At 71.0% G+C, this 23,488-nt stretch carries 22 protein-coding genes; 12 read left to right on the top strand and 10 right to left on the bottom strand.

What is annotated here, in order from left to right:
* Genes A3CQ_RS0141050 through A3CQ_RS0141035 form a run of 4 tightly spaced genes read left to right on the top strand, consistent with a single transcriptional unit; the run spans position 1 to position 5,035 of the window.
* On the top strand, positions 1-2,457 hold the full coding sequence (locus A3CQ_RS0141050; RefSeq protein WP_020516797.1) for a DUF4118 domain-containing protein: 2,457 nt from the start codon (positions 1-3) through the stop codon (positions 2,455-2,457).
* Positions 2,454-3,161 (top strand): response regulator, encoded by a 708-nt coding sequence (locus A3CQ_RS0141045; protein ID WP_020516796.1) that lies wholly within the window; start codon positions 2,454-2,456, stop codon positions 3,159-3,161. Before A3CQ_RS0141050 ends, A3CQ_RS0141045 begins: the two co-directional genes overlap by 4 nt.
* A gap of 6 nt (positions 3,162-3,167) precedes the next feature.
* On the top strand, positions 3,168-4,310 hold the full coding sequence (locus A3CQ_RS0141040) for an NHL repeat-containing protein (protein WP_020516795.1): 1,143 nt from the start codon (positions 3,168-3,170) through the stop codon (positions 4,308-4,310).
* On the top strand, positions 4,310-5,035 hold the full coding sequence (locus A3CQ_RS0141035; RefSeq protein ID WP_020516794.1) for a LamG-like jellyroll fold domain-containing protein: 726 nt from the start codon (positions 4,310-4,312) through the stop codon (positions 5,033-5,035). Before A3CQ_RS0141040 ends, A3CQ_RS0141035 begins: the two co-directional genes overlap by 1 nt.
* Here A3CQ_RS0141035 and A3CQ_RS0141030 read toward each other — a convergent pair.
* Genes A3CQ_RS0141030 through A3CQ_RS55835 form a run of 3 tightly spaced genes read right to left on the bottom strand, consistent with a single transcriptional unit; the run spans position 5,021 to position 7,002 of the window.
* On the bottom strand, positions 5,021-5,581 hold the full coding sequence (locus A3CQ_RS0141030; RefSeq protein ID WP_020516793.1) for a DUF1707 SHOCT-like domain-containing protein: 561 nt from the start codon (positions 5,579-5,581) through the stop codon (positions 5,021-5,023). The genes A3CQ_RS0141035 and A3CQ_RS0141030 overlap by 15 nt on opposite strands.
* Positions 5,582-5,590: 9 nt before the next feature.
* Positions 5,591-6,313, bottom strand: coding sequence for an ABC transporter permease (locus A3CQ_RS0141025; protein ID WP_020516792.1), 723 nt, complete (start codon positions 6,311-6,313; stop codon positions 5,591-5,593).
* Positions 6,310-7,002, bottom strand: coding sequence for an ABC transporter ATP-binding protein (locus A3CQ_RS55835; RefSeq protein WP_020516791.1), 693 nt, complete (start codon positions 7,000-7,002; stop codon positions 6,310-6,312). The genes A3CQ_RS0141025 and A3CQ_RS55835 overlap by 4 nt, the downstream gene beginning before the upstream one ends.
* A 111-nt stretch (positions 7,003-7,113) precedes the next feature.
* Between A3CQ_RS55835 and A3CQ_RS55830 the strand changes: the two genes are divergently transcribed.
* Both A3CQ_RS55830 and A3CQ_RS0141010 read left to right on the top strand, forming a co-directional pair.
* The gene (locus A3CQ_RS55830) at positions 7,114-8,223 is read left to right on the top strand and encodes a sensor histidine kinase (RefSeq protein ID WP_020516790.1); all 1,110 of its coding nucleotides are present in this window, start codon (positions 7,114-7,116) and stop codon (positions 8,221-8,223) included.
* Positions 8,220-8,882 (top strand): response regulator transcription factor, encoded by a 663-nt coding sequence (locus tag A3CQ_RS0141010; protein ID WP_020516789.1) that lies wholly within the window; start codon positions 8,220-8,222, stop codon positions 8,880-8,882. Before A3CQ_RS55830 ends, A3CQ_RS0141010 begins: the two co-directional genes overlap by 4 nt.
* On the opposite strand, the gene A3CQ_RS0141005 is transcribed toward A3CQ_RS0141010, so the two are convergent.
* The 6 genes from A3CQ_RS0141005 to A3CQ_RS0140980 all read right to left on the bottom strand — a co-directional run bounded on the left by A3CQ_RS0141005 (position 8,863) and on the right by A3CQ_RS0140980 (position 16,272).
* A complete protein-coding gene (locus A3CQ_RS0141005) occupies positions 8,863-9,468 on the bottom strand; it encodes a LutC/YkgG family protein (RefSeq protein ID WP_026206769.1) in 606 nt (201 codons plus the stop codon). The two genes, A3CQ_RS0141010 and A3CQ_RS0141005, sit on opposite strands and share 20 nt — an antisense overlap.
* Positions 9,465-10,889: a lactate utilization protein B gene (locus tag A3CQ_RS0141000; protein ID WP_020516787.1), complete on the bottom strand. Its 1,425-nt coding sequence runs from the start codon at positions 10,887-10,889 to the stop codon at positions 9,465-9,467. Before A3CQ_RS0141000 ends, A3CQ_RS0141005 begins: the two co-directional genes overlap by 4 nt.
* Positions 10,886-11,614, bottom strand: a complete 729-nt coding sequence (locus A3CQ_RS0140995; RefSeq protein WP_020516786.1) for a (Fe-S)-binding protein — start codon at positions 11,612-11,614, stop codon at positions 10,886-10,888. The genes A3CQ_RS0141000 and A3CQ_RS0140995 overlap by 4 nt, the downstream gene beginning before the upstream one ends.
* A gap of 14 nt (positions 11,615-11,628) precedes the next feature.
* Positions 11,629-13,017, bottom strand: coding sequence for a rhamnulokinase (locus A3CQ_RS0140990; RefSeq protein ID WP_020516785.1), 1,389 nt, complete (start codon positions 13,015-13,017; stop codon positions 11,629-11,631).
* A complete protein-coding gene (locus A3CQ_RS0140985) occupies positions 13,014-15,044 on the bottom strand; it encodes a bifunctional rhamnulose-1-phosphate aldolase/short-chain dehydrogenase (protein ID WP_026206768.1) in 2,031 nt (676 codons plus the stop codon). The genes A3CQ_RS0140990 and A3CQ_RS0140985 overlap by 4 nt, the downstream gene beginning before the upstream one ends.
* A gap of 190 nt (positions 15,045-15,234) precedes the next feature.
* Positions 15,235-16,272, bottom strand: coding sequence for a LacI family DNA-binding transcriptional regulator (locus A3CQ_RS0140980; RefSeq protein ID WP_020516783.1), 1,038 nt, complete (start codon positions 16,270-16,272; stop codon positions 15,235-15,237).
* A gap of 156 nt (positions 16,273-16,428) precedes the next feature.
* Between A3CQ_RS0140980 and A3CQ_RS0140975 the strand changes: the two genes are divergently transcribed.
* From A3CQ_RS0140975 to rhaI, 6 genes are read left to right on the top strand one after another with little or no spacing between them, the layout of a single operon-like run.
* Complete coding sequence (locus A3CQ_RS0140975) at positions 16,429-17,934, top strand: sugar ABC transporter ATP-binding protein (RefSeq protein WP_020516782.1); 1,506 nt, start codon at positions 16,429-16,431, stop codon at positions 17,932-17,934.
* Positions 17,931-18,944: an ABC transporter permease gene (locus A3CQ_RS0140970; protein WP_026206767.1), complete on the top strand. Its 1,014-nt coding sequence runs from the start codon at positions 17,931-17,933 to the stop codon at positions 18,942-18,944. The genes A3CQ_RS0140975 and A3CQ_RS0140970 overlap by 4 nt, the downstream gene beginning before the upstream one ends.
* Positions 18,937-19,953: an ABC transporter permease gene (locus tag A3CQ_RS0140965; protein WP_026206766.1), complete on the top strand. Its 1,017-nt coding sequence runs from the start codon at positions 18,937-18,939 to the stop codon at positions 19,951-19,953. Before A3CQ_RS0140970 ends, A3CQ_RS0140965 begins: the two co-directional genes overlap by 8 nt.
* Positions 19,954-19,971: 18 nt before the next feature.
* Complete coding sequence (gene rhaS, locus A3CQ_RS0140960) at positions 19,972-21,045, top strand: rhamnose ABC transporter substrate-binding protein (protein WP_020516779.1); 1,074 nt, start codon at positions 19,972-19,974, stop codon at positions 21,043-21,045.
* Between the two features lie 5 nt (positions 21,046-21,050).
* A complete protein-coding gene (locus tag A3CQ_RS0140955; RefSeq protein ID WP_020516778.1) occupies positions 21,051-21,374 on the top strand; it encodes an L-rhamnose mutarotase in 324 nt (107 codons plus the stop codon).
* Between the two features lie 5 nt (positions 21,375-21,379).
* Positions 21,380-22,546, top strand: a complete 1,167-nt coding sequence (rhaI, locus tag A3CQ_RS0140950) for an L-rhamnose isomerase (RefSeq protein WP_020516777.1) — start codon at positions 21,380-21,382, stop codon at positions 22,544-22,546.
* Positions 22,547-22,568: 22 nt separating this feature from the next.
* On the opposite strand, the gene A3CQ_RS0140945 is transcribed toward rhaI, so the two are convergent.
* A complete protein-coding gene (locus A3CQ_RS0140945) occupies positions 22,569-23,081 on the bottom strand; it encodes a metallophosphoesterase family protein (RefSeq protein WP_020516776.1) in 513 nt (170 codons plus the stop codon).
* Positions 23,082-23,488: the final 407 nt, after the last annotated feature.

Below are 23,488 nucleotides of genomic sequence, written 5' to 3'. Positions count from 1 at the left end.
ATGGCGCGCGGGGAACTGAGGATCTATCTGGGCGCGGCGCCCGGTGTCGGCAAGACGTACACCATGCTCGAGGAGGCACATCGTCGCGCCGAGCGCGGCACCGACGTCGTGGTGGCGCTGGTCGAGACCCACGGGCGCAAGCACACCGCGGCCATGATCGGTGACCTCGAGGTAATCCCGCGCAAGCGGATCAGCTATCGCGGCGTCGAGCTCGAGGAAATGGATCTCGACGCCGTGCTGGCCCGCAAGCCCGAAGTGGCCGTGGTCGACGAGCTCGCGCACACCAACGTGCCGGGCTCGCGCCACGCCAAGCGCTGGCAGGACGTCCAGGAGCTGCTCGACGCCGGGATCAGCGTGCTGACCACGGTGAACGTGCAGCACCTGGAGTCGCTCAACGACGTGGTCGCCCAGATCACCGGGGTCGAGCAGCGGGAGACCGTGCCCGACGCCGTGGTCCGGGCGGCCGAGCAGGTCGAGCTGGTCGACATGACGCCGGAGGCACTGCGCCGGCGGATGGCGCACGGCAACATCTACCTGCCCGAGAAGATCGACGCGGCGCTGGGCAACTACTTCCGCACCGGGAACCTGACCGCGTTGCGGGAACTGGCGCTGCTCTGGCTCGCCGACAAGGTCGACGACCAGTTGGACAAATACCGCGCGGACCACCGGATCGACGCGACCTGGGAGACCCGGGAGCGTGTCGTGGTCGCGCTGACCGGCGGCCCCGAGGGCGGGACGCTGATCCGGCGGGCCGCGCGCATCGCCGCCCGGAACAAAGGCGCGGATCTCATGGCCGTACACGTCGCAAGAAATGACGGCCTGGCCGGCGCCAATCCCGCGGAGCTCGCCAAACAGCGGGTTCTGGTGGAGAGCCTGGGCGGGACCTACCACCAGGTGGTGGGCTCCGACGTGCCGCAGGCCCTGCTCGACTTCGCCCGCGGGGTGAACGCCACGCAGATCGTGCTGGGCGCGAGCCGGCGCGGCCGGATAGCGCAGCTGTTGTCGGCCGGCGTCGGGGTGACCGTGACCGCGCTGTCCGGCTCGATCGACGTGCACCTCGTGACCCACGACTGGATCCGGAGCGGCTTTTCCCGGCGGGTCCCGCCGGCCCTTTCCCGAACTCGGCGCATCACCGGCTTCGGCCTGGTACTCCTGGGCCTTCCGGCGCTCACGGCGCTGCTGAAGGCCGGTCCGCCGATCTCCCTGACCAACGACATTCTGATCTTCCTGGCCGCCGTCATCGGCATCTCCCTGGTCGGCGGTCTCTGGCCGGCGCTGCTCGCGGCGGTCGCCGGCTCGCTGCTGCTCAACTGGTTCTTCACCCCGCCGATCGGCCGGTTCACGATCGCCGAGCGGGACAACCTGCTGGCGCTGGCCATCTTCGTGGTGGTGGCGCTCGCGGTGAGCTGGGTGGTGGACACGGCGGCTCGCAAGACCCGGCAGGCCGCGCGGGCGTCGGCCGAGGCGCAGACGCTCGCCACCATCGCCGGCGGCGTGATCCGAGGAGAGCGGCTGCTGGAGCGCCTGCGCGAGACGTTCGGGCTCGACTCCGTGACACTGCTCGAGAACGGGCAGATCACTGCGTGCGTGGGTGAGCCGTGCACCGATGCACGCAACGCCGACGCCGAGGTCAAGGTCGACGACGAACACACGCTGCTGCTGCGCGGCCATCCTCTCGACGCCTCCGACCGGCGCATCGTCGAGGCGTTCGCGGCCCAGGCGGCGCTCGCGGTGAAGCAGGAAAGGCTCAGCGCCGAGGCGGCCGCGGCCAAGCCGCTGGCCGAGGCCGATCGCATGCGCACGGCGCTGCTCGCCGCCGTCAGCCATGATCTTCGTACGCCGCTGGCGTCGGCGAAGGCGGCGGTGGCCGGCCTGCTCAGCGACGAGGTCCACTTCGACGAGGCGGACCGCCGCGAACTGCTGGAGACCGCCGACGTCTCGCTCAACCGGCTCGACCGGCTGGTCGCGAACCTGCTCGACATGAGCCGCCTGCAGGCCGGTGCCCTGGGCATGACCATGATCGACGTCGGGCTCGAGGACGTCGTGCCGCGCGCCCTCGACGACCTCGGCGGCACGGTGACCAGCCGGCTGCCGGCCGACCTCCCGGCCGTGCACGCCGACCCGGGCCTGCTCGAACGCATCCTGGTCAACGTCATCGGCAACGCGCTGCGCTACAGCCCCGACGACAAGCCCCCGCTGATCACCGGAAGCACCCTCGGCGACGTCGTCGAGCTGCGCGTGATCGACCACGGCCCGGGCATCCCCGAGGACCGCTGGGACGACGTCTTCCTGCCGTTCCAGCGGCTCGGCGACCACGACAACCACACCGGCGTGGGCCTCGGCCTGGCGCTGTCCCGCGGGCTCACCGAGGCGATGGGCGGCACGCTCACCCCGTCGGCGACTCCCGGTGGAGGTCTCACCATGGTTCTGGCGCTACCGGCGGGAACTCCCGCATGAACCCACGGATTCTCGTCGTCGATGACGAGCCCCAGCTCGTCCGTGCTCTCCGGATCAACCTCAAGGCCCGCGGGTACGACGTGGACACCGCGCCCGACGGCGGCACCGCGCTCCGCCTCGCCGCGCACCGCTCCCCCGACCTGGTCATCCTCGACCTCGGGCTGCCCGACCTGGAGGGCGTCGAGGTGATCAGGGGTCTGCGCGGCTGGACCTCGGTGCCGATCATCGTGCTCTCCGGCCGGGCCGACAGCGCCGACAAGGTCGCGGCCCTGGACGCCGGCGCCGACGACTACATGACCAAGCCGTTCGGCATCGACGAGCTGCTCGCCCGGATCCGCGCGGTCACCCGCCGCCTGCACCCCGCCGGCACCGCCGACCCGGTCGTCACGATCGGCGGCCACCGGGTCGACCTGGCCGCGCGCACGGTCTCGGACGGGGTCAAGCTCACCCCGACCGAGTGGCAGCTGCTGGAGTACCTGCTACGCAATCCGGGCAAGCTGATCGGCCGCCGCACGCTGCTGCACGACGTGTGGGGGCCGCAGTACCAGACGGAGACGAACTACCTGCGGCAATACATGGCCCGGCTGCGCCGCAAGCTCGAGATCGACCCCGCGCACCCGGTGCATCTGCGTACCGAACCGGGGATGGGTTACCGCTTCGACCCCGCCGACGACTCGCATCCTCCCGCGGGGGACGCGCGTTAGCCCGGCGTGCGTATCTCCCAGCATGTCCGCCGCGCCGCCGTCACCGGCGCCGCGGCCCTGGCGGCCTGCGCCCTGGCGCAGCCCGCCGATGCGGCGGTCGGCTCGACCGCACGGATGGCGCCGACCTTCAACGGTTCCGTGTACGCGATCGCGTACCGCGGCGACACCGTCTACGTCGGCGGCTCCTTCACCAGCACCACGGTCGGCGGGCGGGTCGTGTCGCGCGGCCGGCTCGCGGCGTTCGACTCGCGCACCGGCTCGCTGCTCGACTGGCAGCCACGCGCCGACGACACGGTCCGCGCGCTCGCCGTCTCCGGGCCCTCGGTCTATGCGGCCGGGGACTTCGACCACGTCTCGGGCCAGGCCCGCGACTCGCTGGCCCGGCTCGACGCCACCAGCGGCGCGGTCGGCACGTTCGCCCACGGCATCGACGGCAGCCCGCGGGCCCTCGCGGTCGGCAATGGGCGGCTCTACCTCGCCGGCACGATCAGCCGGGTCGACCGCCGGGACCGGGAACGGCTCGCCGCGTTCTCGCTGACCACCGGCCGGCTCGACGACGACTGGACGCCGACCGCGGACGACACGGTCCACTCGCTGGCGTACCGCGACTCGAAGGTCTACCTCGGCGGCGGCTTCCACCGCGTCGACGACGTGCGCTCCACGCTGCGCCTCGCCGCGGTCGACGCCACCAGCGGCGAGCTCGACCGGTCGTTCCGCCCGTCGCCGCCGGCGGTGGTCAACGCGGTCGCGGTCGACGGCGACGGGGTCTACGCCGCGATGGGCGGCCCGGGCGGCCGGGCGGCGGCGTTCGGCCCCTCCGGGCGTACGCGATGGACCCGCACCTTCGACGGCGACGCCCAGGCGATCGCCGTGCTGGACGGCACCGCCTACGTCGGCGGGCACTTCGACCGGGCCTGCACCGGCGGCGCCACCGGCGCGCACGGCACCTGCACCGACGGCTCGGTGTCGCGGGTCAAGCTGGCCGCGGTGCGCGGCGACGGCTCGCTCGCCGACTGGGCGCCGCAGGCCAACGGGGTCGTCGGGGTCCGCACGATCGCGGTCGACCGGGCACATGGGACGGTTGCGGCCGGCGGTGACTTCACGATGATCGGCGGCCGCCCCCAGAGGCGCTTCGCGTCCTTCGGCTGATGCGGCGCGCCCTCCTCGTCGCGGTGGCGCTGGTTCTCGTCGGCGCCACCGGGCCGTCCGCGCAGGCGTCGGCCCCGGTCCCGGCTCCGGCCCCGGTCTTCGTCGTGGAATACACCTTCGACGGCCCGTCTCCGCTGACCGACACCACCGGGCACGGGCACGACCTCACCCCGGTGAGCCGGCACGGCGGCACGTACGACACGGTCGCCCACGGCGCCGGCCGCGCGCTGACGTTCCCGGCGCCCTGCCACGCCGAGCCGTGCCCACGGATCGCGCTGCGCGCCGTGCCGGAGGCCGATCTCGACCCGGGCCGGCGGCCGATCCGCTGGGGCGCGTCCGTGCGGCTCGATCCCGACGAGACGACCAAGGGCGAGAACGTCCTGCAGAAGGGCTACTCGGCCAGCGGCAGCCAGTACAAGCTCCAGGTCGACGGCGTCCAGGGCCGGCCCAGCTGCGTCATGGTCGACGACCGGCGGCCGGCGATCCACGTGGCGCTGAGCACGGCAAGCGTCTCGGACGGGCGCTGGCACACGCTGGAGTGTCGCCGGGCCGGGAGCGATCTGGGGGTCTTCGTCGACGGTCAGCGCCGGGGCGGGACCACGATCCCGGCCGACCTGACCGTGCGCAACCGGATCCCGCTCAGCGTGGGCGGGAAGGGGTCGTTCAGCAACAACGACCAGTTCCAGGGCTCGCTCGACGACGTCTGGGTCTCAATAGGTCAATGAGTACGGCTTGCTGATCACCTGAACCTGGCCGAACCAGGTGGCGATGTCGACCCGCACCTCGGGCGTGCCCGGCACCCGGGGCACCGGCGCGAGCTGCAGGTGGTGGTTGGAGAAGACCACCGGGCCGGTCAGGTCGACCTCGACGCCCTCCGGCACGATGACCGTGACCTGGCCGAACAGGCACAGCCCGGCGATCTCGATCGTGCTCTGGCTGGTGATCACCTCACGCAGGTCGAGCTCGGTCGAGCCGAAGAACGTGCGCAGCCACACCCGCGGCGAGCGCAGGCGCCACCGGCCGCGGCGTTTGCTCTCGCTGAAGATCGTCAGGACGCTGTCGACCGTCTGCGCCGAGCCGACGATCGGCGTGGGTGCGAGATCGGCGGTGGCCCGCTCGATCTCCTGCGTGGTCTCGGCGGCCCAGACCGCACCGACCCGCGCGCTGAACTGCTCGAGCGTCAGCCGGCCCTCACCGCAGGCCTGCTGGAGGATCTCGGCCGCCCGCTCACGCTCGTGATCGGACGGGGGCAGGGGCTGCGGTGAGGTCACGGCTGCACTCTAATGGGTTATGTCCCGTCGCGTGGTGACGCCGATACCCGCCGCCACGAAGACCGCCACGTAAAGGACGAGTACCAGTCCCGCCTGCCACGCCTGCGGCCGGTCCGCCGAGTTCGGCAGGCCGACGAGCGCCTGGCCGAGCGCGAACGGAAGCCATCGGCTCGCGTCGCCGATCAGCTCGCCCACGATCCCCTCGACCAGCGCGAGCCAGCCCAGCGCGGCGGCGACCGCGGCACTCAGGTTGGTGATCAGCGCGCCGACGCCGACTCCGATCGCCGCGAACGCGATGTTCCAGCCGATCCCACCGGCCACGGTCCGCCACAGCACCCCGCTCGCCAGGTCGATCGACAACCCCTTGGCGGCCAGCCAGATCGCGTCGGTGATCAGCGCGGTCGCCGACGCCACCACGCCGAGCACCGCCCCCGCGCCCGCCGCGACGACGAGCTTGGACAGCACCACCCGGTCGCGGTGCGGCCGGGCCAGGAACGTGTCGGTGATCGTCCGGTGCCGGTACTCACCGGCCACCGCCAGGATCCCGATCAGCAGGCCGAACAGCGCGACCAGCCCGACGTGCGCGATCGCCCCGCGCTGCGCGTCGTCGCTCGCCGGGTCGTCCCGCTGCAGCATCAGGCCGCTCACCCCGGCCACGACGATCAGCTGGGCGATCGCGAGCAGCAGCCAGGTGCTCCGCGCGGTGATCAGTTTCCGCAGTTCGGCCCTCATGCCACACCCCCGGTGAGCCGCAGGAACTCCTCCTCGAGACCGGCCATCTCGTCGAGCGGGCCGGTGTGCCGCAGCGTTCCCTCGCCGACGATGACCACCCGGTCGGCGGTCTGCCGCACCTCGGCCAGGACGTGGCTGGAAATGATCACCGTCCGCCCCTCGGCGCCGAGATCCCGCAGCAGGCCACGCAGCCAGGCCATCCCGGCCGGGTCGAGCCCGTTCGCCGGCTCGTCCAGCACCAGCACCTCCGGGTCGCCGAGCAGCGCGGTGGCCAGGCCGAGACGCTGCCGCATGCCGAGCGAGTAGCCGCGCACCCGACGGTCGGCCGCGCCGCCGAGATCCACCTGGTCGAGGACCGTGGCGACCCGGGCGGCCGGCAGTCCCGACTGGTCGGCCGAGATCCGCAGATGCTGACGCCCGGTGCGGCCCGGATGGAAGCCGGTCGAGTCGAGCAGCGCGCCCACCACCCGGCGCGGTTGGGGCAGGTCGGCGTAGCGCCGCCCGCCCACGGTCGCGGTGCCGGCGGTCGGGCGCACCAACCCGAGCAGCATCCGCAGGGTCGTGGTCTTGCCGGCCCCGTTCGGGCCGAGGAATCCGGTCACCCCGGGCGTCATGGTGCAGGTCAGATTTCGTACGGCGGGGACGGCCCCGAACCGTTTCGTGAGTCCTTGGAGCACGACATCGGTCATGGCCCGACTCTGGCCGCCGATGGGCGCCGGGCGAGTCCCCCGGCGGCGTCATCTTCGAGGTACCGCAACGGCGGTATCCCGTGCGGGCGGATCCGGCCGTACCGTGTGGCCATGCGCCACCTGCAGCGGATGGCCGACGCCGGGACCGCGGCGGCGGTGCTGGTGGCCGCGCTGCTGACCACGAACACCGGCCACCACCTGCGCGATCCGCTCGCCGCCGCGCTGGCCGTCGCCGCCTGCGCCCCGCTGGTCGTGCGCCGCCGCTGGCCGTACCCGGCTCTGCTGGTGAGCACGCTCGCGGCCGAGGGCTACCTGGCCCACGTCTCGGGCGGCGGCGGCACGCTGATCCTGGCCGCCCCGCTGATCGCGCTCTACACGGTGGCCGAGCTCGGCCGGCAGCGCCACTCGCTGTGGGTGGCCGGCGCGCTCGTGCTGATGATCGGGGTGTTCCACACCATCGCCAAGTCCGGCCACTGGCTCGGCCCGGAGAACCTCGCGCTCGCGGCGCTCGGCGGCCTGGCGGTGGCGGCCGGCGAGGCGACCCGCAGCCGGCGCGCCTACCAGGCCGAGGCGCTGCTGCGGGCCCGGGAACGGGTCACCGCCGAACGGCTGCGGATCGCCCGCGACCTGCACGACAGCGTCGGCCACCACCTCGCGCTGATCAACGTGCAGGCCGGGGTGGCCGGGCACGTGCTCACCGGCGATCCGCCGGTACGCGAGACGCTCGACCAGATCCGGCAGAGTGCCCGGTCCGCGCTCGACGAGCTGCGCGACGCGGTCGGCCTGCTGCGCACCGACGAGCCGGCCGCGCCGGTCGAGCCGGCGGTCGGCCTCGGCGGCCTGGACGATCTGATCGCCACGTTCGAGCGGGCCGGCCTGCGTATCACCTGCCGTCGGGACGACGACAGCCCGCTGTCGCCGGCGACCGACGTGGTGGCCTACCGCGTGGTGCAGGAGTCGCTGACCAACGCCCGCAAGCACGCCGGCCAGGTCGACGTACGGCTCACGCTGCACCGGCGGGACGCGACGCTGACCGTGGTGGTGGAGAACGACGGCCCGATGGTGGCGCCGCGGGCCGAGTCGCACGGCATCACCGGCATGCGCGAGCGGGTGGCCGCGATCGGCGGTTCGCTGGACGCGGAGCCGCGCCCGCTCGGTGGCTTCCGAGTGTCCTGCCGCCTACCGGCCGGGAATATCGGAAATGCCGGGCACGCCGCATGATCCGGGTAGGTCTGGCCGACGATCAGCCGCTGCTGCTGGCCAGCTTCGCCACGCTGATCGCGTCCACTGAGGACATGGTGGTCTCCGGCACGGCCCGCGACGGCTTCGGGGCGATCGACCTGGCCCGGGCCGGCGAGACCGACGTCCTGCTCATGGACATCCGGATGCCCGCGCTGGACGGTCTCGGCGCGACCCGGCAGATCACGGCCGACGCGCCCGCGGTCCGGGTGCTGATCCTGACCACTTTCGAGATCGACGAGTACGTCTTCGAGGCGTTGCGGGCCGGCGCGAGCGGCTTCCTCGGCAAGAGCGCCGAGCCGCAGGAACTGCTGCACGCGGTTCGCGTCGTGCACCGGGGCGACGCGCTGCTCACGCCGGCGGCCACCCGCAGCCTGATCGCCCGCTATCTCGCGCATCCCGAGCGCCCGGCGACCCCGTCGCCCGAGCGGCTGGCCGCGCTCACCGACCGCGAGCGCGAGATCCTCACGCTGGTCGGCGCCGGGCTGTCCAACGAGGACATCGCGCGGCACCTGGTGGTCAGCCCGCACACGGTGAAGACCCATGTGAACCGCACGATGACCAAGCTGGGCGCGCACGACCGAGCCCAGCTGGTGGTGGCCGCGTACGAGACCGGCCTGGTCACGCCGCCAAGAGGATGACGTGCAGGTTGCGGGGGCCGTGCACCCCCTCGACCCGGTTGAGCTCGATGTCGCTGGTCGCGGAGGGCCCGCTGATCCAGGTGAGCGGCCGGCGCGGGTCGAGCCGGGCGACGCCCTCCGGCACCGACGCCACCACCTGTTCGGGTCGCAGCACGCAGATGTGCAGGTCGGGCAGGAGCGAGATGATCCGCCGGCCCTGATCCGGCGAGGCGTCGAGCACGATGGTCCCGGTCTCCACGATGGCGACCGCGGCCGCCGTCACCACTCCGTCGGTCGCGGCGATCTGCTCGGCGGTGAGCCCGTCGTCCACAATCGCCTCGAGCGCCTCCGGCAGCCAGTCGGTCGGCAACCCCGGCGGTACGACGACGGTCCCCTCGGCGAGGATCTCCAGGATCGCGGCGCTGATGCCCGATTTTTCGGCACTTATCCGGTGGACCACGGCCTTGTAGTCGGTGAGGCGCTCCACCAGCAGATCGAGGTCCACCTTGGCCTCGCCCCGGCGGTAGTCGCGCGGAATCTCCGGCGCGTCGACGCCTGAGCTCAGCGCGGAACGGATTCGGCCGAGGATGACGTCCTTCGAGCTCATCGCGACCGCCACCAATCGCGGAAGGTTTCCTTCGGCGGCGACGGCAGATCCCGGCTGGCCGACCAGCCGTTGAGCGGCGGTGGCAGCCCCCGCCCCCGGCGACCGGCGATCCGGGCGAGTTTGGCCGCGCGCTGGGCCGAGGCGTACAGCTTGGGCCGGTCCATGGTGTAGGCCGCCGCCGCCATCACCGCGGCCTCCGTCCTCGGGTGCGGCGCCTGATTGCGCAGGTGGACCAGGATCGACGGGATGTCGATCTTCACGGGACAGGCGTCGAAACACGCACCGCAGAGCGACGACGCGTACGGCAGGCTCGGGTTGTCGGCCACGCCGGTGAGCTGCGGCGACAGCACCGCGCCGATCGGGCCGGGGTAGACCGAGCCGTACGCGTGCCCCCCGGTCCGCTCGTAGACCGGGCAGACGTTGAGGCAGGCCGAGCACCGGATGCAGTGCAGCGCCTGTCGTCCCACCTCGTCGGCCAGCACGGCGGTGCGCCCGTTGTCGAGCAGCACCAGGTGGAACGCCTGCGGCCCGTCGCCCGGCGTCACCCCGGTCCACATCGACGTGTACGGGTTCATCCGCTCGCCGGTCGACGCCCGCGGCAGCAGCTGCAGGAAGACCTCGAGATCCGACCACTTCGGCACCAGCTTCTCGATGCCCATGACCGTGATCAGGGTTTCCGGGAGGGTCAGGCACATCCGCCCGTTCCCCTCCGACTCGACCACGGCCAGGGTCCCGGTCTCGGCGATCGCGAAGTTGGCCCCCGACACCGCCACCTTCGTCGACAGGAACGTCTCGCGCAGGTACCGACGGGCCGCCGCGGCCAGCACCGGCGGGTCGTCGGTCAGCCCCGGGTCGACGTCCGGCATCGCCTTCAGGAAGATCTCCCGGATCTCCGAGCGGTTCCGGTGAATGGCCGGCACCAGGATGTGGCTGGGCTTGTCGTTGCCCAGCTGCACGATCAGCTCGGCCAGGTCGGTCTCGACCGGGGTTATCCCGGCCGCCTCGAGCGCCTCGTTGAGCCCGATCTCCTGGGTGGCCATCGACTTGACCTTGATGACCCGCCGCTCGCCGGTCTGCCGCACCAGGTCGGTGACGATGCGGTTGGCCTCGTTGGCGTCGGCCGCCCAGTGCACGACCCCGCCCGCGGCGGTCACGTTCTCCTCGAGCTGTTCCAGCAATTCGGGAAGACGGGCCATCGTGTACGCCTTGAGCGCCGACCCGGCCGACCGAAGCTCCTGCCAGTCCGGCAGCTCGGCGATGACCCGCCCGGACTTGCCGCGGATCGTCGTGGTCGCGTGCTGCAGGTTCCGCCGCAGTTGCGAGTTGGCCAGCGCCTTCCGCGCCGCCACCGGGAACGACTCGTCCCCGCGAAGGTGTCCCACGCCGCGCGGCGCCCGCGCGGGCATGCCCAAGAACGTCATGAGGCCTCCGTAGACGCCAGGATCTCGGCGAGATGGACCGTGCGAACCCCGGTGCGCAGCCGGGACAGCCCGCCCCCGATGTGCATGAGGCAGGAGGCGTCCCCCGCGGTGCACACGTCGGCGCCCGTATCGAGCACGTGCCGCATCTTGTCCGCGAGCATCGCCGTCGACGTATCCGCATTTTTCACGGAAAAGGTGCCGCCGAAGCCGCAGCACTGCTCGGCGTCCGGCAACTCCACCAGATCCAGCCCGCGCACGTTCCGCAGCAACCGCAGCGGCTTGTCCCCCACCCGCAGCACCCGCAACGAGTGGCAGGTCGGGTGATAGGTCACTCGATGCGGGAAATAGGCGCCGACATCCTCGACGCCGAGCACATCGATCAGCAGCTCGGACAGCTCAAAGGTGCGCGAAGCCACCGACGTGGCCCGGGCCGCGAGACCCGCATCCGCGCCGGCCACCATGGCGTGCTGATGCCGTACCGACCCGACACAACTCCCCGACGGCGCGACAATGACGTCATAAGGCTCAAAAGTTCGGACATGTCGGCGCACCAGCGGCAACGCGTCCTTCTGGTATCCCGTGTTGATGTGCATCTGGCCGCAGCAGGTCTGCTCCGCGGGAAACACGACCTCGTGACCGAGCCGCTCCAGGAGCAGCACGGTCGCCTTGGCCGCGGCCGGGAACATGGTGTCGGCCAGGCACGTCGCGAACAACGCGATCCGCACCCGCCCACCTCCCCTCAAATCCGCTTGGCGGCCGCCCGCCACGCGGCCGGGTCGCCGCCCGGGGTGTACCGCACGATGTGCTGAGTCTCGCGCAAAACCGTCCGCAGCGCCGCAAGATCTCCGTCGATGACCCCGGCCGCGCGCGCCTGCACGAGCACGTTACCGAGCGCGGTGGCCTCGACCGGCCCGGCCAGCACCGGCAATCCGCAGGCGTCGGCGGTCAGCTGGCAGAGCAACTCGTTGCGCGCTCCCCCGCCGACGATGTGCACGGCGTCGACCTCCCGGCCGGCCAGCTCCTGCGCCTGCTCGACGGCCCGCCACTGGGCCAGCGCGAGACTGTCCAGGATGCACCGCGCCACGACCGCCGGCGACGCGTCTCTCGGCAACCCCGCGGCCGAGGTCACCCGGCCGACCATGTCGCCGGGCGGAAGGAACACCGGCCGGTCAAGGTCGACCACGTGGCGCAGGGCCGGCTCCCGGGAGGCCGCACGGAGCAGATCGGAGATATCCGGTGAGCCCCACTCGCGCATGCACTCCTGCAACGGCCAGAGCCCCATCACGTTGCGCAGGTAGCGGATCGTCCCGTCGACGCCACCCTCGTTGGTGAAGTTCGCCAGCCGTGACGACGAGGTCAGCACCGGCGCGGAGAGCTCCAGCCCCACCAGCGACCAGGTCCCGCACGAGATGTAGGCGAAGTTCGGTCCGGCGGCCGGCACTCCCACCACCGCCGAGGCCGTGTCGTGCGACCCGACCGCCACGACCGGCGTCTCACCGTAGAGCCCGATCGTCGAACCCGGCTGCCGGATCGGCGGGAACAGCGACGGGCGCAGGCCGACATTCGCAATCAAGGGCAAGGACCATTCCCGCGTACGTACGTCGACCAGCTCGGTGGTCGACGCGTTGGTGTACTCGGCGCCCAGCTCCCCGGTCAGCCAGTAGGCCAGCAGGTCAGGTATCAGCAACAGCTGCTGCGCCACCTCGTACTGTGGCGTCCCGAGCGCCGCCACGAGCTGGTACAGCGTGTTGAACGGCAGCTTCTGCAGCCCGGTCACCTCGTAGAGCCGGTCGTCCCCGACGATCTCGGCCACCCGCGCCGGCGCCCCGTCGGTCCGCCCGTCCCGGTAGTGCACCGGGTTGCCCAGCAGCGCCCCCGACGCGTCGAGCAGTCCATAGTCGACCGCCCACGAGTCGATCCCGATGCTGTCCACCGGGCCGGCCGCGGTCAGGCCGTCGAGCACCCCGCGATAGAGCGACAGGACGTCCCAGTGCAGCGTCCCGCCCGCCTTGACCGGCTCGTTCGCGAACCGGTGCACCTCGTCGAGCTCGATCGCGCCGTCCCCGACCCGGCCGACCATGACGCGCCCGCTGGACGCGCCCAGGTCGACCGCGGCGAACGCTCTCATCGCAGAAAGGCCGCGGCGACGCCCGCATCGACGGGGATGTGCAGGCCGGTGGTGTGGGTGAGGTCGCCCGCGGTCAGCGCGAACACCGCGTTCGCCACGTGCTCGGGCAGCACCTCCCGCTTGAGCAGCGTGCGCTGGGCGTAGTACTCGCCGAGCTTCTCCTCGGGCACGCCGTAGACGGCGGCCCGCTGCGCGCCCCAGCCGCCCGCGAAGATCCCGGAGCCGCGTACGACGCCATCGGGGTTGATGCCGTTGACCCGCACGCCGTGGGCGCCGAGCTCCGCCGCCAGCAGCCGCACCTGATGGGCCTGGTCGGCCTTGGTCGCGCCGTACGCGACGTTGTTCGGCCCCGCGAAGATCGAGTTCTTGCTGCTGATGTAGACGATGTCCCCGCCCATGTTCTGCGGGATCATCACGCGGGCCGCCTCCCGGGAGACCAGGAACGAGCCCTTGGCCATCACGTCGTGCTGCAGGTCCCAGTCGGCCTCGGTCGTCTCCAGCAGCGGCTTCGAGATCGACAGCCCGGCGTTGTTGACCACCAGGTCGACCCCGCCGAACGCCAGCACCGCGTCCCGCAGCGACTCGACGATCGCGTCGGCGCTGGTCACGTCGGCCTGCACGGCGATCGCCACGTCCGCACCGCCGATCTCCCCGGCGACGGCGGAGGCGGACGAGAAGTCGCGATCGGCGACGATCACGCAGGCGCCCTCGGCCGCGAGCCGCAACGCGATGGCCCGCCCGATGCCCGAGCCGCCGCCGGTCACGTAGGCGATCCGGGTCGCCAGCGGCTTCGGCTTCGGCATCCGCTGGAGCTTGGCCTCCTCGAGGGCCCAGTACTCGATGCGGAACTTCTCGCTCTCGTCGATCGGCGCGTACGTGGAGACCGACTCGGCGCCGCGCATCACGTTGATGGCGTTGACGTAGAACTCGCCGGCCACCCGCGCGGTCTGCTTGTTGGCCCCGAAGGAGAACATGCCCACGCCCGGGACCAGCACGATCGCCGGGTCGGCGCCGCGCATCGCCGGCGAGTCGGGGGTGGCGTGCCGCTCGTAGTAGCCGCGGTAGTCCTCCCGGTAGGCGGCGTGCAGCTCCTTGAGCCGGGCCTCGACCTCCTCGATCGGCGCGTCCGGCGCGGTGTCCACGACCATCGGCTTGACCTTGGTACGCAGGAAGTGGTCGGGGCAGGAGGTGCCGAGCGCGGCAAGCTCGGGCATCCGCGCCGAGTTGACGAAGTCGAGGACGACCTCGGCATCGGTGTAGTGCCCGACCTGGGGACGGTCGGTGGAGGCCAGTCCGCGAAGAACCGGGAACAGGGCGGCCGCGCGCTCACGGCGTACGGCCGCCTCAAGGGTTTGGTGGATCGCGGGGCCGAAAGGCGCCGGGCGGCCGTGCGCCTGCAGGTAGGCCGCGGCCGTCTCGATGATCTCGAGGGAGTTCGCCTCGCAGGCGGCGCTGGTGGCACCCCACGCGGTGACGCCGTGCCCGCCGAGAATCACGCCGATGGCCTGCGGGTTGGCCCGTTGCACGGCGGCGATGTCGAGCCCGAGCTGGAAACCGGGCCGGCGCCACGGCACCCAGAGGACCCGGTCGCCGAAGATCTCCTTGGTGAGCGCGGGGCCGTCGGCCGCGGTGGCGATCGCGATGCCCGAGTCGGGGTGCAGGTGGTCGACGTGCGCGACGTCGACGAGACCGTGCATGGCCGTGTCGATGCTCGGCGCCGCGCCACCCCGCCCGTGCAGGCAGAAGTCGAAGGCGGCCACCATCTCGTCCTCGCGGTCGACACCCGGATAGACGCCCACGAGCGCGCGCAGCCGGTCGAGCCGCAGCACGGCCAGGCCCTTCTCGGTGAGCGTGCCCAGGTCGCCGCCCGAGCCCTTGACCCAGACCAGCTCGGCGGGCTCGCCGGTGACCGGATCGGTCTCACTGCCCTTGGCCGAGGTGTTGCCCCCGGCGTAGTTGGTGTTGCGCGGGTCGGCGCCGAGCCGGTTGCTGCGCTCCAGAAGCTCACGCACTGCGGGGTTCGTCATGACGCCCTTCACCATCGTGAAACGTTTCAGAGGTTGCAGGCAGATTACGGCCCGGCGGTCTCCCCGGTCAAGAGCGACGGCAGGGCGCGTTCGCCGACCGCTGCTGAACGCCGTGGCACGGCCCGGCCCAGCCACCCACCGTGCGCGATCGGCGCGGAACGGCGGTTCAGCAAGCGTTCCGCGGCGGTGTCTAGCGACTGCGCGGGCGGGGAGCGATCGTCGAGGCCCGCGCCACCAGCTCGGGGGTGAAGAACAGCTGCTGGTGTTCGTGATGGGGGTTGGTGGCCTCGTCCAGCACCAGTTGCGCGGCGGCGCGGCCCAGTTCCTGCCGGGGCTGGCGCACCGAGGTCAGCGGCACGGCCGCGGCCGCCGCGAACTCGATGTCGTCGAAGCCCACGATCGCCAGGTCGTCGGGCACCCGCAGGCCCGCACCGATGACCTGCTGCAAGAGGCCCAGCGCCAGCAGGTCGTTGGCGCAGAAGGCGGCCGTCGGACGGCGCCGGGCCGGCAGTCCGGCCAGGCGCTCGCCGGCCGACCGTCCCTCCGCGACGGTCATCGCCTCGGTCGGCAGGTAGACCAGGTCGTCGGCGGGCAGGCCCAGCTCCTCCCAGACCTCGCGGGCGCCCTGCAGACGCTCGCGCACCTGGCCGATCGACTCGGGGCCGCCGATGAAGCCGACCCGCCGGTGGCCCTGCTCGACCAGATGCTCGATCGCGACCCGGCCGCCGTGCACGTCGTCGACCGCGACCGAGCAGCAGGCGCCGTCGTCGCGCCGGCGGTCGACGATCACCAGCGGCACGCCGCGGCGGGCCAGGTCGTCGAGGTACGGCGCCTCGGGGTTGACCGGCGTGATCAGGATGCCCTGCACCCGCTGCTGGAGCAGGCGGTCGAGGTGCGCCTCCTCGCGCTCGGCGCGACTGTTGCTGTTGCAGATGAACAGGGAAAGGTCGGCGTCCTCGGCGGCGAACTCGATGCCCTGGGCCACGTCGTGGAAGAACGGGTTGGTGCCGTCGAGCATCACGTACGCGAGCGTGCGGCTCGTGCCGGCGCGCAGCTGGCGGGCCGACTCGTTGCGCACGAAGCCGAGCTCGGCCATCGCCCGCTCGACCCGCTCCCGGGTCCGCGCGCTGACCACCTCGGGGCGATTCATGACATTCGAGACCGTGCCCAGCGAGACGCCGGCGGCGGCGGCAACGTCCTTGACGGACGGCGTCCTGCCGTTCAGCACCCGAACCTCCCGTTGAAACGTTGAAGCAGCATCTTACGGTACCCGCCACCTGCGCATCCGCTGTGTTACCGCAACGTTTCCATCCAATGCTTGACATGTGTGATCGCCGCCACCTACGTTAATGAAACATTTCAACTGCGCCCCGGGAGGTGGCTCGTGGCGGAGGCAACTGCCCTGCTCGAGGTCCACGACGTGTCGAAGTCCTTCGGCGCGGTCGCGGCCGTGCAGGGCGTCAGCTTCCCGCTGTACGGCGGCGAGGCGCACGCCCTCGTCGGCGAGAACGGCGCCGGCAAGTCCACGATCGTCAAGATGCTGGCCGGCGTGCACCGTCCCGACACCGGCACCCTGCGGGTGAACGGGGCGGATGTCGAGTTCGCCGGCCCGGCCGACGCCAAGGCCGCCGGAATAGCGGTGATCTACCAGGAGCCCACGCTCTTCCCCGACCTGTCCGTCGCCGAGAACATCGCGATGGGCAACCAGCCCCTGACCCGGCTGCGCCAGATCGACCGCAAGGCCATGCACGCCACCGCCGAGCGCCTGTTCGCCCGGCTCGGCGTGCACCTCGACCCGACCCGGCCCGCGCGCGGCCTGTCGATCGCCGACCAGCAGCTGGTCGAGATCGCGAAGGCGCTCTCCAGCGAGGCCCGCATCCTGATCATGGACGAGCCGACCGCGGCGCTCTCGGCGGTCGAGGTCGAGCGGCTCTTCGCGGTGGTGCGGTCGCTGCGCGACGAGGGCGCCGCGATCCTGTTCATCTCGCACCGCTTCGAGGAGATCACCGAGCTCTGCGAGCGGGTCACGATCATGCGGGACGGCAAGCACGTCGCCACCGAAATGGTCGCCGACCTCAGCGTCGACGACATGATCCGGCGGATGGTCGGGCGCGACCTGAGCGCGCTCTTCCCCAAGCAGGAGGTCGAGCCGGGCGAGGTGATGCTCGAGGTTTCGTCCCTGAGCCGAGCGGGCGTCTTCCGGGACATCTCCTTCGACGTGCGGGCCGGCGAGATCGTCGCGCTGGCCGGACTGGTCGGGGCGGGCCGCTCCGAGGTGGTGCAGGCGGTGTTCGGCGTCGACCCGTACGACTCGGGCATCGTGAAAATCCGCGGAAAGCGCCTCAAACCCGGCAACCCGCGCGCGGCGATGGCCGCCGGCATGGCGCTCGTCCCCGAGGACCGCCGGCAGCAGGGTCTGGTCATGGACCTGTCGATCGAGCGCAACGTGACCCTGCCCCGGGAACGCAAGCTGGCCCGCCTCGGCCTGCTGTTCGGCGGCGCCGAGCGGCGAGCCGCCGCGAAGTGGACAAGGCAGCTGCAGACCAAGCTCGGCCGGCTCTCCGACGCGGTCAGCACGCTCTCCGGCGGCAACCAGCAGAAGGTCGTGCTGGCCAAATGGCTGTCCACCGCGCCGCAGCTGCTGATCGTCGACGAGCCGACCCGCGGCATCGACGTCGGCACCAAGGCCGAGGTGCACCGCCTGATGTCGTCGCTGGCCGCGGACGGGCTGGCGGTCCTCATGGTCTCGTCGGAGCTGCCCGAGGTGCTGGGCATGGCCGACCGGGTCATCGTGCTGCGCGAGGGCCGGGTCGCGGCGGTTTTGAATCGCGACGAGGCGACCGAGGAGTCCGTTATGTACGCCGCGATGGGTCAGGAGGCGGCGGCATGACGCCTCTCGCTATCCAGAAGCCGCGAAAGCCGGCCATGAACTTCCTCAAAACGCGCGAACTGGGCATCGTCCTCGCGCTCGCGGCGCTGATCCTCTACACGACGATCAGCAACCCGCGCTTCCTCTCCGGCCAGAGCATCCGCGACAACCTGCTGAACACCGCGATCCTCGCGGTCATGGCCACCGGCCAGGCGGTGGTCGTGATCACGCGGAACATCGACCTCAGCGTCGGCTCGGTGCTCGGCTTCTCGGCCTTCACGGTCGCCACGATGATGAGCGACCACCAGGGCCTCCCGATGATCGTCGCCATCGTCGTCGGCCTCGCGGTCGGCGCCGTGGCCGGCCTGCTCAACGGCGTGCTGGTCCGGTACGGCAAGGTCCCGGCGCTGGTCGTGACCCTGGGCACGCTCTACATGTACCGCGGCATCGTCTACCAGTGGGCCGGCGGATCCCAGGTCAACGCCGACGAGCTGCCCGCACACTTCCTCAACTTCGCCAACGACAACTTCCTCGGCATCCCGTGGCTCGTGCTCATCGCTCTGACCGTGGTCGGCGGCGCCACCCTGGTGATGCGCAACTACCGGGTCGGCCGCGAGCTGTACGCGATGGGCTCCAGCCCGCAGGCCGCCGAGCTGGCCGGCATCAGGGTCGCCCGCAACCTGCTCGGCACGTTCGTCCTGAGCGGCGCGCTCGCCGGCCTCGCCGGGGTCCTGTTCGCCGCCCGGTTCGGCACGGTCGACGCGTCGGCCGGCACCGGTTACGAGCTGAACGTCGTCGCCGCGGTCGTGGTCGGCGGGGTCGCGGTCTTCGGCGGCAGCGGCACTGTCTGGGGCGCCGGCCTCGGCGCGCTCCTGCTCACCGTGATCAGCAGTGCCCTCGCGGTGCTCGAGATCAACCAGTTCTGGCAGCAGGCCATCGTCGGTGCGCTGATCATCCTGGCCATCTGCGCCGACCGCCTCGTCGCGGTCCGGATAGCCCGCTCGCTCCGGAAGAGGGACGCGCATGTCTGAGACCAGTTCCGGCGTTTCCGGCCGGCCAGACTTGAAACGATTCGCCACCTGGGACACGGCGATCATCGTGCTGACCGTGCTCGTGCTCGTCGTCGCGTCGGTGGTCGTGGACAACTTCGGCACGAGCCGGAACTTCACGTTCATGGTGCTCGACCTGATGCCGATCCTGCTGATCGCGCTGCCGATGACCTTCATCATCGTCACCGGCGAGATCGACCTGTCGGTGGCGAGCACGCTCGGCCTGACCAGCTCGCTGATGGGCTGGTTCTGGAACCACAACCTGTCGATCGAGATGATCATCCCGCTGTGCATCCTGATCGGCGCGGTCGCCGGCGTGCTCAACGGTTTCCTGATCACCGGGCTGGGCCTGCCCTCGCTCGCGGTCACCATCGGCACCCTGGCCCTCTACCGCGGTCTGGCGCTGGTCGTGCTGGGTGACAGCGCGGTCGCCGACTTCCCGTTCAACTACACCGGCTGGGTGACCGGCACGCTCGGTGACGGCAGCATCCCGAACGTGCTGATCCCGATCATCGCGCTCGCCGTGGTCTTCGGGATCGTCCTGCACGCCACCCCGATCGGCCGCTCGCTCTACGCGATCGGCGCCAACGCCCAGGCCGCGCATTTCTCCGGCATCCGGGTCGCCCGCACCAAATTCTGGCTGTACGTCGTGAGCGGCGCCGTCTGTGGTCTGGTCGGCGTGCTGTGGACGCTGCGTTACTCCAGCGCCCGGGCCGACAACGGCGCCGGGCTCGAGCTCGCCGTGGTCGCGGCCGTCCTGCTGGGCGGTGTGTCGATCTTCGGCGGAAAGGGCAGCCTGCCGGGCGTCATCGCCGGCGTGGTGCTGCTGACCGCGCTGCAGAACGCGCTGCGCCTGGAGGACGTCTCCGGGCAGGCGCTGAACATCGTCACGGGCGCTCTGCTCGTGCTGTCCGTCCTGCTTCCCAACATCGTCACCACCGTTCGCGGCAACTGGCAGCGCCGTCGGCTCCGCCAGTCCGCCGCTCGGTAGATCCCGTTTGGAGCCAGCATGTTCCGACACCGCTTGGCCGTCACCGTCTCCGCGGCCTCGATCCTGACGCTCGCCGTCGCCGGTTGTGGTGGCACGACCAAGGAAAGCACCGACAACTCGACCGCCGGGGCGCAGGCCCCGGCGAGCGCGAACCCGAACGCGGCGCTCAAAGAGGGCCTGAAGATCGCGTACCTGCCGAAGCAGTTGAACAACCCGTACTCCGACGTCGAGACCTCCGGTGGTGAGGAGGCGGTCAAGGAGCTCAAGGGTGAGTACAAGAAGGTCGGCCCGAACGACGCGTCCGCCTCGTCGCAGGTTTCCTATATCAACACGCTGATCCAGCAGCAGCAGGACGTCATCGTGATCGCGGCGAACGACCCGAACGCGGTGTGTCCGTCGCTGAACCAGGCGCGGGCGGCGAAGATCAAGGTGGTCACGTTCGACTCGGACGCGTCCAAGGACTGCCGGGACATCTTCATCAACCAGGCCACCACCGAAGGCATCGGCCAGTCCCTCGCGAAGATGGCGTTGGAGCAGGCCGGCGCGAACGGCGGTGACATCGCGGTGCTCTCGGCGACACCGAACGCGACCAACCAGAACTCGTGGATCGCGGTGATGAAGACCGAACTCGCCAAGCCCGAATACTCCAAGCTGAAACTGGTCAAGATCGCCTACGGCAACGACGACGACCAGAAGAGCTTCCAAGAGGCCCAGGGCCTCATGCAGTCGTACCCGAACCTCAAGGTGATCGTCGCGCCGACCACGGTCGGTATCGCGGCGGCCGCCCGGTACATCGGCTCGTCGTCGTACAAGGGCAAGGTCGCCGTCACCGGGCTCGGTCTGCCGAACCAGATGCGGCAGTACGTCAAGGACGGCACCGTGAAGAAGTTCTCGCTGTGGAACCCGGCCGACATCGGCTACCTCGCCGCCTACGCCGGTGCGTCTCTGTCGTCCGGGCAGATCACCGGGGCCGAGGGTGACAAGTTCAAGGCCGGCAAGCTCGGCGACTACACCGTCGGCAAGGACGGCGAGGTCGTGCTCGGCCCGCCCACCGAGTTCACCGCCGCCAACATCGACCAATTCAACTTCTGACCGACATGCCCCGTTACTGCTTCAACCTCCAGGTCCGTCCCGAGCGGATGGCGGAGTACGTGGAGCGGCACCAGTCCGTGTGGCCCGAGATGCAAGCAGCGCTTCGGGCCACCGGCTGGCGCAACTACTCCCTGTTCCTGCGCTCCGACGGCCTTCTGATCGGCTACGTGGAGGCGGACGACCTTGCGGCGTCCCAGGCGGCAATGGCGGCGCTGGACGTCAACACCCGGTGGCAGGCGGAGATGGCGCAGTTCTTCGCCGGCACCACGCCGACCGACGGCTTCCCGCTGCTGTCCGAGGTGTTCCACCTCAACGAAGAAATGATGTGAGAACCATGGCTGACCTGGCCGCAGTGAAGCGAGCGCTCACCGCGCAGCGCATCGAGACCCCGTCCTGGGCGTACGGAAACTCCGGCACCCGTTTCAAGGTGTTCGCCCAGCCCGGAGTGCCGCGCAACCCCGAGGAGAAGATCGCCGACGCCGCCGCCGTGCACCGGTTCACCGGCGTCGCCCCCACGGTCGCGCTGCACATCCCCTGGGACAAGGTGGACGACTACGCCGCACTGGCCCGCTACGCCGCCGACCTGGGCGTGGGCATCGGCGCCATCAACACCAACGTCTTCCAGGACGACGACTACAAGCTCGGCTCGGTCACCAATCCCGACCCCGGTATCCGCCGCAAGGCCACCGATCACCTGCTCGAGGCGATCGACATCATGGACCAGACCGGCTCGCAGGACCTCAAGCTCTGGTTCTCCGACGGCACCAACTACCCCGGACAGGACGACCTGCGCACCCGGCAGGACCGCCTGGCCGCCGCCCTGCGCGAGACCTACGACCGCCTCGGCGAGAACCAGCGCATGCTGCTCGAGTACAAGCTCTTCGAGCCGGCGTTCTACGCGACGGACGTCCCCGACTGGGGCACCTCGTACGCCCACTGCATCGAGCTCGGCAATCGCGCCACCGTCTGCATCGACACCGGCCACCACGCCCCCGGCACGAACATCGAGTTCATCGTCGCGTTCCTGCTCCGCCAGGGACGGCTGGGCGCCTTCGACTTCAACAGCCGTTTCTACGCCGACGACGACCTGATGGTCGGGGCGGCCGACCCGTTCCAGCTCTTCCGCATCATGTACGAGATCGTCCGCGCCGACGCCCTCGACCCGGCCTACGGCATCGCCTTCATGCTCGACCAGTGCCACAACATCGAGCGCAAGATCCCCGCCATCATCCGCTCGGTGATGAACGTCCAGGAAGCGACGGCGAAGGCCCTGCTGGTCGATCGGGACGCCCTGACCGCGGCCCAGAACGCCGGCGACGTCCTGGAGGCCAACTCGGTCTTCATGGACGCCTACAACACCGACGTACGCCCCCTGCTGGCCGAGGTCCGCACCGACGCCGGCCTGGACCCCAACCCGGTCGCGGCGTACAAGCGGAGCGGCTACGACGAGAAGATCATCGCCGACCGCGTGGGCGGCACCCAGGCCGGCTGGGGCGCCTGACGCCTCCAGTCCGCGGGAGTGGTCACCCCAAACCCGTCCGGCGCGGCAGTTCGTGCAGCGTCACCTCATCCAACCGCCCGCCGACGATGGCCGCGGTCATGTAGGTGGCGAACGGCTGCCGCCGCCGATCGGTGGGCGACCCCGGATTGAGCAGCCGCAAACCGCCGGGCGCCGTCGTGTCCCACGGAATGTGCGAGTGCCCGAACACCAGCAGGTCCACGTCGGGAAACCGCTGCGCACACCGCAACTCCCGGCCCGCCGCCGGCCCGGTTTCGTGCACCACCGCAATCCGCAGGCCCGCCAGCTCCGCGTACGCGACCTCCGGCAGCCGAGCCCGCAGCCCGGCCCCGTCGTTGTTGCCGTAACACCCGATCACCCGAGCGGCGCGCCCCTCCAACGCCTCCAGCGCGGCCACGTCAACCCAGTCCCCCGCATGGATCACCACGTCAGCCTCGTCGACAGCCGCCCACAGCGCCGGAGGAAGATCCCGAGCCCGCTGCGGCAGATGGGTGTCGCTGATCAGAACAACCCGCATCCGCCCACCATAGAAGTGGGGCCCGAGTCATCCACAGGCTGTGGAGGTAAAGCGCCTGCATATACGGCCTGCTGGTGACCATGGGCGGAAGTCGTGGACGACCCGCTCCACGTGTAGGAGCCTCGGGCCACGAGGGAAATCCGGGTACAGCTGGATGGCGTTGACGCCGAGCCGGGCCGCGTCGCGGCAGCCGACGTCGCCCGGATCATCCTCGGTCTGGAACGGGCCATCGCTCGCGCCGCATACCTCGTCCTCGGCCGTCCTCGGCGTGGCAGCACCGGTCGGCACAGCCAGGCCATCGAAAGCGCGGCGCGCTTCGGTTCATCGGAGTCGACCGTGGAAGTTTCATCGAGGTCCTCGGCCTTCCGGAAACGTCCGACGCGTCGGACGATGAGCTGCCGATCCCC

The sequence above is a fragment of the Paractinoplanes globisporus DSM 43857 genome (assembly GCF_000379645.1).
Lineage (GTDB): Bacteria > Actinomycetota > Actinomycetes > Mycobacteriales > Micromonosporaceae > Actinoplanes > Actinoplanes globisporus.
Note: the sequence above shows the minus strand (reverse complement) of the source record. Positions and strands in the feature narration are given on the sequence as shown.